Raw genomic sequence first — 13,744 nt, forward strand, 5'->3', positions numbered from 1 at the left:
TTCCCTTCGGTCGGGGGGGTCGTGGCGGGGGTGAGGCCGCGCAGCCAGACCTCGCAGGCGATCGTCGAGTAGAGGATGGCGTCGCGCAGCCCGGGCGTGGAGGGCCGCTCGGCGAGGCGGCGCAGCGCGGTGCCGTCCACCAGGCCGAGGCGGGCGAGCCGTGAGTCCTCCCAGAGCGCGACCAGGTCGGCGCGGTGTGCGCGCAGCCCGTCGGCGGCGTCCATGGAGGCGGCGGCCTTGTTGGTGCGCCGCAGGCAGGCCTCGGGCACGATCCCGCTCATGGCGGCGGTGAGGAGGGGCTTGTACGCCCAGGGCGTGACGCGTTCGTCGGGCCGGACGGCGAGGCAGGCCTCGATGACGCGGTCGTCGAGGAACGGCGAGGCCATCGGTACGCCGGCGCGGGCGGCCATCCGGTCCCACTGCCGGATGATGCGGCTGCCGGCGCGGATCTGGTCGAGGTCGGCGTGCAGGCCGCGGTCCCGGTGGAGCGGCCGGGCGGTGGCGGCGGCCTCGCGCAGGGCGCGCCGCGCGGCCGCCTCGGCGTCGGGGGTCACCCAGTCGAAGAGGCGTGGGGGCATGCCCCAGCCGAGGCTGGTGGTGACGGTGGCGGGCCCCGGGTCGCGCAGCCGGCCGGCCGCGTCCGCGAGCCACGTGCCGTACGGGCGGGAGTCGGCCAGGGCGCGGAGCGTGGTGCCGAGCGGCCACTGCCACAGGGCGCGGAAGCCGCGCAACTGCCGTGCGGCGAAAAGGGGTCGGGTACGGGCGAGGCGGTGGTAGTACGCCTCCGAGCACCAGGCCACGTGGTCGCCCCCGATGCCGGTCAGGTGGAGGCGGCTGCCCCGCTCGGCCATGGCGGGCAGGTGGTGCAGGACCCGGGAGCGGTCCATGACGCCGATGGTGGGTTCGTCCAACAGGTCGTCGATGGCGAGGAGGTCTGTGTAGACGAGCGGGGAGGCGTCGGCGTCCCACACGACGTGCTCCACGTCGGGCAGGAAGCGGGCGGCCTGCCGGGCCCAGTGCAGGTCGGTGTCGGCGGGGTCGCGTCCGGGCCAGGTGCTGGCCACCACGTGGGCGGGTGAGGCGTCGGCGAGGAAGCAGATGGTGGTGGAGTCCAGACCGCCCGACAGGTCGCAACTGACCGTGCCCCCGGCGCGGGTGCGCGCGTCGACGGCCTCGGTGAGCGCCTCGCGGACGAGCGGCGCGCCGTGGGCGAGGGTCCGCGTCGGCTCCGGCGGGGTCCACCAGCGCGCGTGCCGTGCGCCGCGTCCGTCCGGCGCGACGACGAGCGCGTCCTCGGGCGGTACGGCGGTGACGCCGCGCCACATCGGCGCCTCGGCCAGCGGGTGCGGCACGGGCCACAGCAGCCGGACGGCGAGCTGCTCGGGGTCGGGGTCGCGGCCGAGCGCGGCGGCGAGGGCGTCGGCGCGCGGTGCGGCCACCCGTACGCCGCCGATCGCGGCGTGGAAGACCAGCCGCAGCCCGGAGGCGGTGCCCTGCACGCGGAGCCGGCCGTCGAGGACGGCCAGCAGGTGGAAGCTGCCGGGCAGTGTGCGGGCGAGGGCGTCCAGTTGGGCGAGGTCCCTCAGACGGGCGGCGTGCCGGTGCAGTTCGGCCTCGTCGAGCGGGCAGCAGCCGATGACGGCGAGGAGCGTGGTCCCGGCGCGGGCGGCCACGATCTCGTCGTCGTGCCAGCGGCCGACGAGCCAGGGCCGTCCGGAGGGGTGGCTCAGCGTGCGCCGCGTCGCGGAGCCGGCGTCGGAGGCGGCGCCGGCGGCGTCCGTGCGGGAGAAGAGCCGGGCCACGGCGGGCGCGGCCGCGTGGTCCGGAAGGACCACGAAATCCGCGTCGCCGGGGCCCGGTCCCGCACTCTCGTGCGTGTCAATCATGGCGTCGATTCGCTCGCGCCGTCCGCCGTCAGTTCTTGCTCAGGATCAGACGGTCGTTCCCGGAGCTCTGGAGGAGTCCGGTCTTCTTACGGAAGGAACCCAGGCGGACGAGCATCGGCGCTTCGTATGCCTTCTTCACGGTTGTCTCCTTCTGTTCGGTCGTCCACCCGCCCGGCAATGGCGGGTGGCCCGGTAACAGAAGCAAGCCCCAGGTCAACGCCGTACCGCAAGGGCCCATCTGCTTCTCAGATTGTCGTACTAATCCGATGGTTGGGGGCTGAAAGCAGACGGGGAAGGGCGGGTAAGTCCCTTGCAGGCACGGAGGCTTGATTTCGCGCCAGAACCGGCTCATCGTGGCAACACTTCGCCACCTGCGTTTTCCCGGAATACGGCACTCCGGCCGCCCGGGGGCGCACACCCCGCCGATATGGTCGCCGCCCGGCGCGGAAAACACATCGCGCGCGCCCTTTTCCCGCTCGCAGTCACCGGACGAGCACCCGCGTGAACGCCCCCTCCTTCGCCGCCGACAGCTCCTCCCACGTACCGGCCGCCGCGATCCGGCCGCCCTCCAGGACCGCGATCCGGTCCGCCCGGCGCACCGTCGCCGGGCGGTGGGCGATCACCACCGTGGTACGGCCCCGCGAGGCGGCCGCCAGCGCCGCCGACAGCTCGGCGTCCCCGGCCGTGTCCAGGTGGGCCGTCGTCTCGTCCAGGACCAGCACCCGCGGGTTGGTCAGCAGCGCGCGGGCCAGCGCCACGCGCGAACGCTGACCGCCGGAGAGCGTCGTACCGCGCTCCCCCACCTGCGTGTCGTAGCCGTCGGGCAGCGCCTCGGCGATCCGGTCGACACCGCACAGGCGGGCGGCGGCGCGCAGCTGCGCGTCCGTCGCGTCCGGCGCCGCCAGGCGGAGGTTGTCGGCGAGCGTGCCGTGGAACAGCGGCGCGTCCTGGCCGACCACCGCGACCGTGCGGCGCAGTTCCCCGTCGGCCAGGTCCCGTACGTCGACGGGCTCGCCGTACGCGCCGACGAGTTCGACCGCGCCCTCCGCCGGGTCCCAGAAGCGTGCCAGCAGGGCCGCGCACGTCGACTTGCCGGCGCCGGACGCGCCCACCAGGGCGAGGGTCTCCCCCGCACGGACCGTGAGGTCGAGGCCGTCGAGCACGGGAGCGCCGCCGTAGTCGAAGCGGACGCCGCGCAGCCGGATGCCGAGCGGTCCGGTCGGCGCCGGGCGCGGCGCGTCGGGCGCGGGTGCGCCGGCCCGGGCGCGGATCGCCGCGCCGACGCGCGACGCCGCGGCCCGCAGCCCGCCCGCCTGGCCGAGGGCCGCCGCCGAGTCGGCGACCGGCGCCAGGACGCCGAGCGCCAGGGCCATGGCGGCCGGGGCCCACGCCCCGTCGAGCGTGTGCGCGGCCGCCGCGACCACCCCGACGACCGCCGCCACCACCAGCAGGTCGCGCACCGCCGCCGCGCCCGCCTCCCACGCGTGCTCGGCCCGCTGGGCCTCGCCGAGCCGCTCGCCGTGGGCGCGCAGCCCCGCGCGGCGGCGCTCCAGCGCGTCGAACGCCAGCAGTTCGCGCATCCCGTCGACCGTCTCGACGACCTCGGCCGACAGCTCCGCCGCGGCCCGGCGGGTACGGGCCCCGCGCACGGCCCTGCCCCGTCCCTCCAGCAGCGGCGCGAGGAGCAGCAGCCCCGCCACGGGGACGACCGGGGCCAGCAGCCAGGGGTCCAGCACCGCCAGGACCGCCGTACCGGCGGCGAACACGACGCCGGAGGCGAGGAGTTGCGCGACGGCGTGCGCGTAGAAGAACTCCAGCGCCTCCACGTCGCCCAGCGCGGCCGCCGCCAGGTCCCCGCTGCGGCGGCCGGCTATCCGGGCGGGCGCGCTGCGGGCCAGGCCGTCGAAGACCCGGATGCGCAGCTCGGCCAGCACCCGGTACGCCAGGTCGTGCGAGAGGTCCATCTCGCGCCAGGTCGCCAGCGAGCGGACCAGCACCAGGGCGATCAGCGCGCCGACCGTGGCGGCGGCGGGGGCGGTGCGGTCCATGACGGCGGTGCCCACGGTGTGCGCGGCGAGCGCCACCAGGGCGACGAGCGCCGCCTGGTCGACGAGCGCGGCGGCGAAGGTGCGTGCCGTCATCGCCTTGTGTGCGGCGAGGACGGGCAGCAGGGCGCGCAGCGCGCCCCGCTCGGGGGTCGGGGTCGTGGTCGGGGTCGGGGTCGGGGTTCCGGCGCTCACGCCGCCTCCTCGTGGGTGCGTCCGGCGGCGACGAGCCGCGCGTAGAGGGCGCTGCGCGCCAGCAGGCTCGTGTGCGTGCCGACCGCGTCGACCCGGCCGCCGTCCAGCACGACGATCCGGTCCGCGTCCCGTACGGAGGCCAGGCGGTGCGCCACCACCAGGCACGTACGGCCGCGCGCGGCGCGGAGCAGCTCGCGCCCGATGAGGGCCTCGCGGCGCTCGTCGACCGCGCTCGTCGCCTCGTCGAGGACGAGGACGGGGGCGTCCGCGAGGAGCGCCCGGGCCAGGGCGAGGCGCTGGCGCTGGCCTCCGGAGAGCGTCGCGCCGCGCTCCCCCACCTGGGTGTCGTAGCCGTCGGGAAGGCGGGCGATCTCGTCGTGGACGCCCGCGGCGCGGGCGGCGGCGTACAGCTCGTCGTCGGTCGCGCCGGGGCGGGCCAGGCGCAGGTTGTCGGCGACGGAGGCGTGGAAGAGGTACGTCTCCTGCGACACGACGGCGATGCCGCGGCGCAGCGCGGCGAGCGCGAAGGCGGTGTGGTCCGTGGAGTCGAGGGTCACGCGGCCGCCGTCCGGGTCCCACTGGCGCAGGAGCAGGGCGACGAGCGTCGACTTGCCCGCGCCGGACGGGCCGACGACGGCCGTCGTGCGGCCCGCTTCGGCGGTGAACGACACCCCGCGCAGGGCGGGCGCGGTGGCGCCGGGGTAGGTGAACCGCACGTCGTCGAAGCGGATGGCCGGGGGGTGCGCGGGGGTGCCCTCCGTGCCCCCGTCCCGTACGGACGGTCGCGCGAGGCGGAGTTCGGCGATGCCGTCGGCGGCCGAGACACCGAGGTAGCCCGCGTGCCACTCGCGTGACAGGTCGCGGACCGGGCGGAAGCACTCCGAGGCCAGCATGAGGAGCAGGTACGTGCCCGTGGCGGCGGTGCGCCCGGACGCGGCCGACGCGCAGGCGACCAGCGCGGCGGCGACCGTGCCGCCCTGCACGGCGAGGTCGGTGATGCCGGTGTCGATCAGCGACACGCGCAGCTTGGCGACGGTGGCGCGGTGCAGGGCGGCCGAACGCTCCTCCAGGCGCGCGCGGACGCGGGCGACCGCACCGGCGGCCCGCAGCGCCGGCATGCCCTGCAGCGCCTCCAGGTAGTCGGCGGAGAGCGCCTCGTACGACCCCCAGTGCTCCTGCCCGCGCCGGGCCAGCAGCTTGTCCCACCAGCGGGGCGCGAAGAGGGCCAGGACGAGGGCGGGGACGAGGGCGAGGAGCGCGGCCGACTCCACCACGGCGACGGCCACGAGCAGCAGCGGCGGCAGCACGCAGGTGACCAGGAGCTGCGGCAGGTAGCGGGAGACGTACGCGTCGACGCCCTCGACGCCGTCGACGAGCGTGGCGCGTACGGCTCCGGCGCGGGCGTCCGTGCCGCGGCCGACGGGGCCCAGGGTGCCGAGCCGCTGAAGGAGCGCGTCGCGCAGGCCCGTCCGTACGCGCGCCCCGGCGCGGACGGCGAGCGTGCGCTGACGGCGGGTCAGCGCGGCGCGGACCGCGACGGTGGCGAGGACGGCGGCCAGGAGGCCGGGCAGGGCGGCGGTCTCGCCCCGGGCGATCCGGGCGAGCGCGAGGGCGAGGAGCACGGCTTGGGCGAGGTGCGTGACGGCCACGGCACCGAGCAGAGCCGTGGCCCCGAGGAGGGGGCGGCGCGCGATCCTGGCGGCGCGCAGCAGCTCCGGGTGGAGCATCATGGCCGGTCGGTCCCTTCTGTGTGGGTGGTGTCGGCGGTGCGGAGCCCCAGCGCGAGGGCGTGCACGAGGTCGGGCGGGCCCTCGGGGCCGTGCTGCCAGGAGCCGATCGGGCGCGAGGCCAGCCCGAGACGGACGGCCACGGCCTGGGCGAGGCCCACGGCGTACCCGGCGTGCAGGTGGGTGTGGCGGACCCGGGCGGGGGGCGCGTCGTCGGGGCAGCCGTGCGCGAGGAGCAGGGCGCCGACGTGTCCGAGCCAGTGCTGGCCCGCGGCGCGGGCGGCGAGGGCTGGGGGGATCTCGGTGGTGAGGTGCCACCGCACGGCCGTCGTGCGGCGGGCCGCCGCCAGGACCGTGTCGAGCGCGGGCCGTTCGGGTACGGCGGGGAACGGCGGCTCCGCGCTGCGGCGCGAGCGCAGCGCGGCCTCTGGAAGCGCGGGGGCTTCCGTACGCAGCCAGGCCGTCCCGCCGCCCAGCCCGTCGAGCGCCTGCCAGGTGTCCTCCAGGGCCTGGGGCGGCGCATGGCGCGTCGGCGGGGGTGGGGCCCCGGGCCCGTACGCCGACCAGCGTTCCAGTACGTCGGGCGGGCCGGGTGTCAGGCGGACGGCGGCGAGCGGGTGTTCCGGTTCGGCGCCGTGCCAGTCGGGCGGGAGGCCCGCCGCCCGGGCGAGGAGCGTGACGTCCGCGTCGGGGCACCACTCCGGCGCGCCCGCGAGCGCGAGGGCGGCAGCGGCGTGGCCGGTGTCCAGGAGCAGCAGCGGCCAGGCGCGGTGGCCGTAGTGGGAGGCCGTGCGCCGCGCGGTGACGGTGAGGACGGCGACCGCGCCCGGCGGGGCGCCGGCGGGCGCGGTACCGCGCGGGACCAGGCGGTGGCGTACGGGGTCGTACGCGTACCGGCCGGGCGGCAGCGCGGTGCCCGGGCCCAGCAGGAGGTGGGCGTTGACCGGGTGCAGGGCGCCGGCGGACGCGGCCGGGCGCAGGCGGCCGCCCGCGAGGGACAGCCGCAGGAGCCGGTCCAGCGGCGGCGGGACGGGCCGGGGTTCGCCGGGCCAGGGGGTGACCTGGTGCCCGGCCGGGAAGTCCGGGCCGGGCTGCTGGGGGGAGCGGGCTCGGGTCAGGGCGTTCATCACATGTGGGGCGGCGGCGCGAGGGTGAAGTCGGCGGCCGTGGCGGGCGCCTGGGTGCGCCAGTGGCGTTCCAGGGCCGCTTCGGCGAAGCGCGGGCAGCCGAGGTAGGCGAAGGCCGCGGGCTGGTTGGGGATCAGGCCGGAGACGAGGACGCGGGCGACGCGCAGGGGCGTCTCCCGGACGTCCTCGGTCGTCAGGTCGAAGGTGAGGATCCGGTGGCCGGCGAGGCGGGCCTCCAGCTCGCTCCGGGTGCCGGGCTTGACGTCGGTGACGGGGACGGTGCCGAGCGCCGGGTCCGTGAAGCGGCGCGCGTACGGCTCCATGCGCGGGTCGAGCCACACCTGGACGTGGGCGCCGAGGTCGCGTACGGCGGCGAAGTCCGCGCCGCAGTCGTCGAGGTAGCGGCGGTCGGGGCGGTGGTCGAGGTAGAGGCCCCGGGCGAGCATGCCCGCCTCGATGGCCTGGAAGACCCAGCCGTCGGCGTCGGTGGTGCCCTGGGTGAAGACCCACGTGTGCACGGCTTCGAGGACGGCCTTGCGGGCGGCTTCGGCCGGGTCGTAGCGGCAGGCGAAGCCGGCGGCGTAGAGGCCGCGGGCGGGGTCGTGGACGAGGGCGGCCATGCAGGGCGCGAACTCGGAGGGCATCTCCACGATCCACACGTCGAGTGCGCAGCCCGCGAGGTCGTCGAGGAGGCCGGGCACACTGGCCGGGTCGATGCCCCGGGCCGGCCCGTCGAGGTGCCACCACAGTTCCAGGGCGTCGCGCTCGACGATCTCGAGGAGCGCGCGTTCGACGGCGTCGTCCAGGCCCTGGCCGGTGGCGATGCCCGCGTAGTTGAGGTGGTGCGTGCGCGGGAGCGAGCGGTGGGCTCCCTGGCGCCAGTTGAGGTGGGTGAGGGCGACCGGGGCCCACACCTCCTCGCCGTTCTCGGTGCCGCGCGCCCAGAGGGCGGGCGTGTCGGGGGTGAACGGCCGGTACGGGAACCCGGGCCGGGCGTACTGCCAGGGCGCGTAGGCGGGCAGGTCGCCGGGGCCGTACAGGCGCTTGCCCTCGGCGGCGAGTTCGGCGGCGGTGGCGCGCCGCGGCGCGTCGGGGTGGCCGGGCGGCGGGACGCGGTTGCCGCAGTAGCGTTCGACGGCCTCGGCGATGGCCGCGACGCGGGCGCCCGCCGGGTCGCCGAAGGTCGTGCCGAGCGAGACGCGGTCGGCGGGCCACGCGCCGAACCGGCGGGCGTCGGAGACGTCGGCGGTCATGGCGGTGTAGCGGGGCGGGGCGCCGGTGGGGTGCGGTACGGGCTCGACGCCGCGTATCAGCCCGCAGACCGGGTCCACGAGGGCTTCGATGTTCACGTCTGGATCTCCTGTACGGGGTCGACGGGGTGGGCGCCCCGGACGACGGGGAGGAGCAGGGCGCTGCCCCGGGTGCGTACGGTGCGGCGGGAGGGCAGCAGGCGGGTGGCGGTCACCGGGTCCTCGCCGGTGTGCGGATTGCGGGCGTGCGCCGGGAAGTGGTGGCCCGCGACCTCCAGGCGCAGCCGCGTACCGGCGCGCAGCCGCCGGGCCAGGTGCCCGAGCGGGACGGTGAAGGGCCCGGGCTCGGTGCGGCGTACGACGCCGGTGGCGAGCGGGTCGGCCCGGCCGTCGGGGTCGAGGGCGACGAGCCGTACGGCCCAGTCGGCGCTGGGCGCGTCGGCGGTGGCGTCCAGGGAGACGTCGGCGGGGCCGAGCAGGTCCAGCGGGCGCGGCAGGGGCGGCGAGAGCAGCAGGCAGCGGTCCGGGGTCCCCTCGGCGGGGACGTCCAGGCCGTCGGAGCGGACGGGGCGCTCGGGGTCGGCGGTGAAGTCGGCGCCGCGCAGCAGCCGCAGGCCGGTGCCGAAGGCGTACGGGGCCGGGTCGAGCGGCTGGGGGCGGTACCAGTGGTCGCTGCCGCCGAGCGCGAGCGCGCCGGTCCGGCCGGTGAGCGCGCCGGCGAGTGCGGCGCGGGCCCAGCCGGTGTAGAGGGCGCCGAGGGAAAGGCGGTGCGCGGGGCGGGACTCGGGCGCCGGTTCGGCGGTGAGCCGGTGGCCCCAGGGGCCGAGCAGCAGACGGGCGGGGCCGGGCCAGTGCCGCCACAGCCGGAGGGTGTCCTCGGCGAACGGGTCGCGGCTGCCTCCGACGGCGAGCAGCGGCACGGCGGAGGCGGGTGTCTCGCGGCGCGGCGCCCGCCACAGGGCCCGCCAGGCCGGGGAGTCGAGGATCCCGGTGACGGGGAGGTGGTCCAGCGCCGCGGGCGTGACGGTGAGGCCGCCGTGCTGGGACCACCAGCCCGCGCGGGCCTGGAGGCGTTCCGGGCCGGTCGTCTCGCGCGCGGTCTCGGCGAGGCCGAGGGCGGGAACGGCGGCGATCACGGCGTCGGCGCCGGGTGTGACGAGGGCGCAGTGGGCGGCGTAGGAGGCACCGGCGGCGATGACCCGGCCGTCGCTCCAGGGCTGGGATCGGACCCAGTTCAGGGTCGCCTCGCCGTCCGCGCGTTCGTGGTCGCCGTACGGCTGCCAGTCGCCGTCGGAGGCGTGCCGGCCGCGGACGTCCTGGGCGAGCGCGGCGAAGCCCCGGGCGGCCCAGCCGCGCAGCTCGGCGCGGTGGTGGCGGCGGTCGTACGGGGTGCGGACGACCACGGCGGGGTGGGGGCCGGGCGCCGGGGGCAGGCAGACGTCGGTCGCCAGCCCGTCGATGCGGACGGTGCCGGTCACGGGCGGGCGTCCAGCGGGGCGACGTCCGGCACGGGCAGGACGGGGTGTTCGGTGACGGTGAGGTCGCGCACGTCGAGGCGGCGCAGCCGGCGCCGTACGGGCAGGGGCGCGCCGTTCGCCCAGGCGATGAGGTCGCCGGTGAGCAGGGCGGCGGTGAGCGCGGCGGAGGCCTCGGTGTGGCCGCCGCCGTCGGGGGTGGTGTGTCCGGCCCAGTAGGCGGCGAGTTCGCGGTGCGCGGGGGTGGCGGCGAGGCGCCGGAGCCGTACGTGCGCGGAGGTGACGTCGCCGGGGGCGCACGCGAGGGGCTCCAGCCAGGCGTGTGCGCCTTCGCGGTGGCAGCGCAGGAAGGCGGTACCGCGGGCGGGGAGTCGGTCGGCCTCGTCCCAGACGCCCGCCGGGGCGGGCCCGTCCAGGCACCAGACGACCGCCGTGCGCGCGGGGTCCTGGTCCCGGAGGGCCTGGTGCAGGTCCGGAAGGGCCGCCTCCCGCACGCGGGCTCCCGCGTCGCGGACGTACCGCGTGAGCGGCCCTGTCAGCCCGGGGTCCCCGAGCACGACCACGGTGCGTCCGTCGAGCGGGGCGGGAGCCCGCGTGCGGGTGGTGTAACCGGCCTCCTCGAAGGCGTCGGCGAGGGCTGCCAGCTCGCCGGACGCCGGGTGACCGGTCGTCAGGTGTGCCAGGAGGTCCGTCTCGTCCACGTCTCCGGTGTTCACCCGCAGAAACGTTCCATCGGGCGTGCGGACGGCAAGGCCCTGGTCAGGGACGGTGACGAGGGCGACGCCGGGGGCGAGCCGCACGGTGGCCACGAGGTTCCTCCAAGGGGGAAGGGCGGGACGGGGACGGGACGGGCCCGCCCGGGAAGGCGATCCGGGCGGGCCCAGGCACGGGTGACGCGGTGTCGGCCTCGCTCGGCCGACTCGGCCTTGTTCGGCCTTACTCGCCTTGGCCTTGTGCGGCCTTGGCCGGCCTCACTCGGCCCTGCGACGGCCTTACTTGGCCGCGTCGGCCTCGACGGCGTCGGCAGCGTCGTCGAAGGGGTTCTCGACGAGGGCGTTGGAGTGGGTCGCCGACAGGTGGGCGAGCTGACCCTGCTCGGCGATCGGCGTGAACACCTTGTTCTGTTCCATGAGTTGAGCCTCCGTTTTCTCCGGGTGACCGCGCCGCCGGACCGGCGACGCACTGCAGACACTAATGAATATGATTTTCATTTCGCAAGGGCTGAGCGGAGGGAAGAGGGTGATCTGGGTAACACACGGGCCAGCCACCCTCCGGATCGCGCCCCACCCGGCCCGCCACGCCGAGGACGTCGGCGAGCAGCGCCGGGGTCACCACCTCCGCCGGCGGCCCGTCCGCCGCCACCGTGCCGCCCCGCAGCGCCACGATCCGGTCCGCGAACCGTGCCGCGTGCCCGAGGTCGTGCAGCACCATCACCACCGTCAACCCCCGCTCCTCGCGCAGCCGTACGACGGTCTGCATCACCTCCAGCTGGTGCCGCAGGTCGAGGTAGGTGGTCGGCTCGTCGAGCAGCAGCACGCGCGTGTCCTGGGCGAGCGCCATGGCCAGCCGTACGCGCTGGCGCTCACCCCCCGACAGCGCGTCCACGGGCCGGTCGGCCCACGCGGTGACGCCCACGTCCGCCATGGCGCGGCCGCACACGGCGTCGTCCCCGTCCCGCAGCATGCCGAGCGGCCCGCGCGCCGCGTACCGCCCCTGGCGTACGAGCTGACGCACGGTCATGCCCGGGACGGCGGGGGCCTGCTGGTGCAGCAGGGCGACCCGGCGGGCGGCGGCGCGGCGCGACAGGCGGGCGAGGTCGTCGCCGTCGAGCAGCACCCGCCCGGCGGCCGGTTTGAGCAGCCCGGCGCAGAGCCGCAACAGGGTGCTCTTGCCGCAGCCGTTGAGGCCGACGAGGGCGACCAGGTCACCCGGGGCGATGGTCAGGTCGACCCCGTCGAGCACCTCGCGGCCCGGGTAGCCGAAGCGGAGCCCCTCGACGCGTACCGAGCCGGTGGCCGTGGCCACCGGGTCCAACAGAACGCTCACGTTCTCACTCCTCACTCGCCGTGCGGCGGCGCGCCACGATCAGCAGCAGCGCCGCGCCCACGCAGGTCGTCAGCGCCCCGGCGGGTACGCTCAGCCGGTCCATGTCCAGCGCCTTGGCCGCCACTTGCGACAGCCACTGGGCCCCCGCGTCCGCCCCGCCGACCACCACCGCGCCGAGCAGCGCGGCGCCGGGCAGCGCCACGCGCAGGTCGGCCCCGAAGAGCGCGAACGCGAGGTGCGGCACGAGCAGCCCGACGAAGCCGAGCGCGCCGACCGTCGAGACCGCCCCGGCGGTGAGCGCCACCGCGCACACGAGCGCGGCGACCCGGGCCCGTCCTGTGTGCAGCCCGGCCGCCGCGGCCTGTTCGTCACCGCAGCGCAGCAGGGTCAGGGGCGCGGCCAGGGCGTAGGCCGCGAGGGCCCACACGGTCGCCCAGGGCCACAGCAGGTGCCAGTGGGCCCACACCCGGCCCTCGGTGGAGCCGACGAGCCACTGGACGACACTGCCGAGTTCGCCGGGCGCGACCAGCAGCATCACGGCCGTCAGCCCGGCGAGGACCGCCGAGACCAGCACGCCGTACACGGCCATCTGCGCCGGATCGCCCTTGTCGTGCCCGGCCAGCAGCCACAGCAGGCTCGCCCCGGCGAACCCGCCCAGGCAGGCGGCGGTCACCACGGCCGCCGGGGACTCCCAGCCGGCCAGGCCGAGACCGGACGCGGCGACCGCGCCGAGCACGGCGCCCGGCGTGACGCCGGTGACCTCCGGCCCGGCGAGCGGATTGCGCAGCGCCGACTGGAGGACCGTGCCGGCGAGCCCGAGCGAGGCGCCCGCGGCCAGGGCCACCAGGGTGCGCGGCAGGCGCAGGTGGAGGACGACGTGCCGGGCGGTGGCGTCGCCGCCGCCGCCGAGGACGTCCCAGACGCCGGAGGCCGGCACGGCCCGTCCGGCGACCAGCCCGGCGGCCGCCACGGCGACGGCGAGGAGCAGCAGGGCGGTGGTGCGTCGCGCGTACGTCATCGGCGCGACCTCGCCTTCAGCAGGGCGACTCCGGCCGGGACGCCGACGAGCGCCGTCCAGGCGCCGACCGGGGTCTCGATCGGTGCGAGGGCGAGCCGCGCCGGCTGGTCGGCGCAGGCCACGACGAGCGCGCCCCACACCGCCGACCAGGGCAGCCAGCCGACCGCGTCCGAGCCGGGGCGCAGCTTCCGCGCCAGGTGCGGCGCGAGGAAGCCGACCCAGGCGACCGGCCCGCACACGGCGACCACCGGCGCGATCAGCAGCACGGAGATGGTGAGCGCGGCGAGCCGCGCGCGCCGCACCCGTACTCCGAGGGCCTGGGCGTCGTCGTCGCCGAGCCGCAGTACGCCGAGGACCGGCGCGCAGAGCACCAGCGCCGGGACGGCCACCACCAGCCAGGGCGCGAGGCCCGTCACGTCGTCCCAGGTGCGGGCGGAGAGGCTGCCGAGGAGGTAGCGGTAGATGAGCTGGAGGTCGAGCTGGTCGGCCAGCACCATCAGCACCAGCAGCGCGGCCTGGAGCGCCGCGGCGACCGCCGCGCCGGTGAGCAGCACGGCGGACGGGCTGCGCCCGAACCCGGCGGCGAGCAGCGTCAGTACGCCGCCGACGGCCGCGCCCGCGAGGGCGAGGAGCGGCTGTACGGCGAGCGGCACGGACAGTGCGAGGACGAGCGGGGCGGCGACGCCGAGCGCCGCCCCGCTGGAGACGCCGAGCATCTCGGGGACGGCGAGCGGGTTGCGCAGCGCCTCCTGCAGGACGAGCCCGGCGGCGCCCAGGCAGGCGCCGGCGACGAGCGCCAGCACGAGCCGGGGCAACCGCAGTTCGGTCACGATGACGCCGGCGAGCCCGTCCCCGCCGAGCGCGTCGGCGAGCGCGGCGGGGGGCACGTACGGCGTACCGAGGCAGAGCGCGCAGCCGATGACCGCCAGCAGCACGACGGCCACCGCGGCCCCATGGCGTACGGAGACTCGTGCG

General features: G+C 77.2%; 11 protein-coding genes and 1 pseudogene. All 12 read right to left on the reverse strand.

All coding sequences use genetic code 11. The annotated features are described in order from the left end of the window. Positions 1-17: 17 nt before the first annotated feature. Positions 18-1,886: pseudogene (locus tag AC07FJ_RS22420) on the reverse strand (asparagine synthase-related protein); the annotation flags it as partial. 28 nt (positions 1,887-1,914) lie between these two features. Then, positions 1,915-2,025 (reverse strand): keywimysin-related RiPP, encoded by a 111-nt coding sequence (locus AC07FJ_RS22425; RefSeq protein ID WP_355361249.1) that lies wholly within the window; start codon positions 2,023-2,025, stop codon positions 1,915-1,917. A 343-nt stretch (positions 2,026-2,368) separates the two neighbouring features. Beyond that, positions 2,369-4,126, reverse strand: coding sequence for an ABC transporter ATP-binding protein (locus tag AC07FJ_RS22430; protein WP_479051109.1), 1,758 nt, complete (start codon positions 4,124-4,126; stop codon positions 2,369-2,371). Next, on the reverse strand, positions 4,123-5,856 hold the full coding sequence (locus AC07FJ_RS22435; RefSeq protein ID WP_479051110.1) for an ABC transporter ATP-binding protein/permease: 1,734 nt from the start codon (positions 5,854-5,856) through the stop codon (positions 4,123-4,125). Before AC07FJ_RS22435 ends, AC07FJ_RS22430 begins: the two co-directional genes overlap by 4 nt. Beyond that, positions 5,853-6,980, reverse strand: coding sequence for a nitroreductase family protein (locus AC07FJ_RS22440; RefSeq protein WP_479051111.1), 1,128 nt, complete (start codon positions 6,978-6,980; stop codon positions 5,853-5,855). Before AC07FJ_RS22440 ends, AC07FJ_RS22435 begins: the two co-directional genes overlap by 4 nt. After that, positions 6,980-8,329 carry a YcaO-like family protein gene (locus tag AC07FJ_RS22445; RefSeq protein WP_479051112.1) on the reverse strand — a complete coding sequence of 450 codons (1,350 nt, stop codon included), beginning with the start codon at positions 8,327-8,329 and terminating at the stop codon, positions 6,980-6,982. Before AC07FJ_RS22445 ends, AC07FJ_RS22440 begins: the two co-directional genes overlap by 1 nt. Beyond that, positions 8,326-9,708 carry a CocE/NonD family hydrolase gene (locus tag AC07FJ_RS22450; protein WP_479051113.1) on the reverse strand — a complete coding sequence of 461 codons (1,383 nt, stop codon included), beginning with the start codon at positions 9,706-9,708 and terminating at the stop codon, positions 8,326-8,328. Before AC07FJ_RS22450 ends, AC07FJ_RS22445 begins: the two co-directional genes overlap by 4 nt. Next, complete coding sequence (locus AC07FJ_RS22455) at positions 9,705-10,514, reverse strand: hypothetical protein (RefSeq protein WP_479051114.1); 810 nt, start codon at positions 10,512-10,514, stop codon at positions 9,705-9,707. The genes AC07FJ_RS22450 and AC07FJ_RS22455 overlap by 4 nt, the downstream gene beginning before the upstream one ends. Before the next feature lie 183 nt (positions 10,515-10,697). Continuing rightward, positions 10,698-10,835: a streptamidine family RiPP gene (gene amiA / locus AC07FJ_RS22460; protein ID WP_361429006.1), complete on the reverse strand. Its 138-nt coding sequence runs from the start codon at positions 10,833-10,835 to the stop codon at positions 10,698-10,700. 61 nt (positions 10,836-10,896) lie between these two features. Beyond that, the gene (locus AC07FJ_RS22465) at positions 10,897-11,751 is read right to left on the reverse strand and encodes an ABC transporter ATP-binding protein (protein WP_479051115.1); all 855 of its coding nucleotides are present in this window, start codon (positions 11,749-11,751) and stop codon (positions 10,897-10,899) included. A gap of 4 nt (positions 11,752-11,755) precedes the next feature. After that, positions 11,756-12,769: a FecCD family ABC transporter permease gene (locus AC07FJ_RS22470; RefSeq protein WP_479051116.1), complete on the reverse strand. Its 1,014-nt coding sequence runs from the start codon at positions 12,767-12,769 to the stop codon at positions 11,756-11,758. Further along, positions 12,766-13,701, reverse strand: coding sequence for a FecCD family ABC transporter permease (locus AC07FJ_RS22475; protein WP_479051250.1), 936 nt, complete (start codon positions 13,699-13,701; stop codon positions 12,766-12,768). The genes AC07FJ_RS22470 and AC07FJ_RS22475 overlap by 4 nt, the downstream gene beginning before the upstream one ends. Between the last annotated feature and the right edge of the window lie 43 nt (positions 13,702-13,744).

It is taken from the genome of Streptomyces sp. NPDC045998, from assembly GCF_056430285.1.

Bases quoted from the DNA above. Each gene is read 5' to 3' on its own strand.
- AC07FJ_RS22470 (WP_479051116.1), bottom strand. From the start codon at position 12,769: ATGACGTACGCGCGACGCACCACCGCCCTGCTGCTCCTCGCCGTCGCC.
- amiA (WP_361429006.1), bottom strand. From the start codon at position 10,835: ATGGAACAGAACAAGGTGTTCACGCCGATCGCCGAGCAGGGTCAGCTC.
- AC07FJ_RS22435 (WP_479051110.1), bottom strand. From the start codon at position 5,856: ATGATGCTCCACCCGGAGCTGCTGCGCGCCGCCAGGATCGCGCGCCGC.
- AC07FJ_RS22440 (WP_479051111.1), bottom strand. From the start codon at position 6,980: ATGAACGCCCTGACCCGAGCCCGCTCCCCCCAGCAGCCCGGCCCGGAC.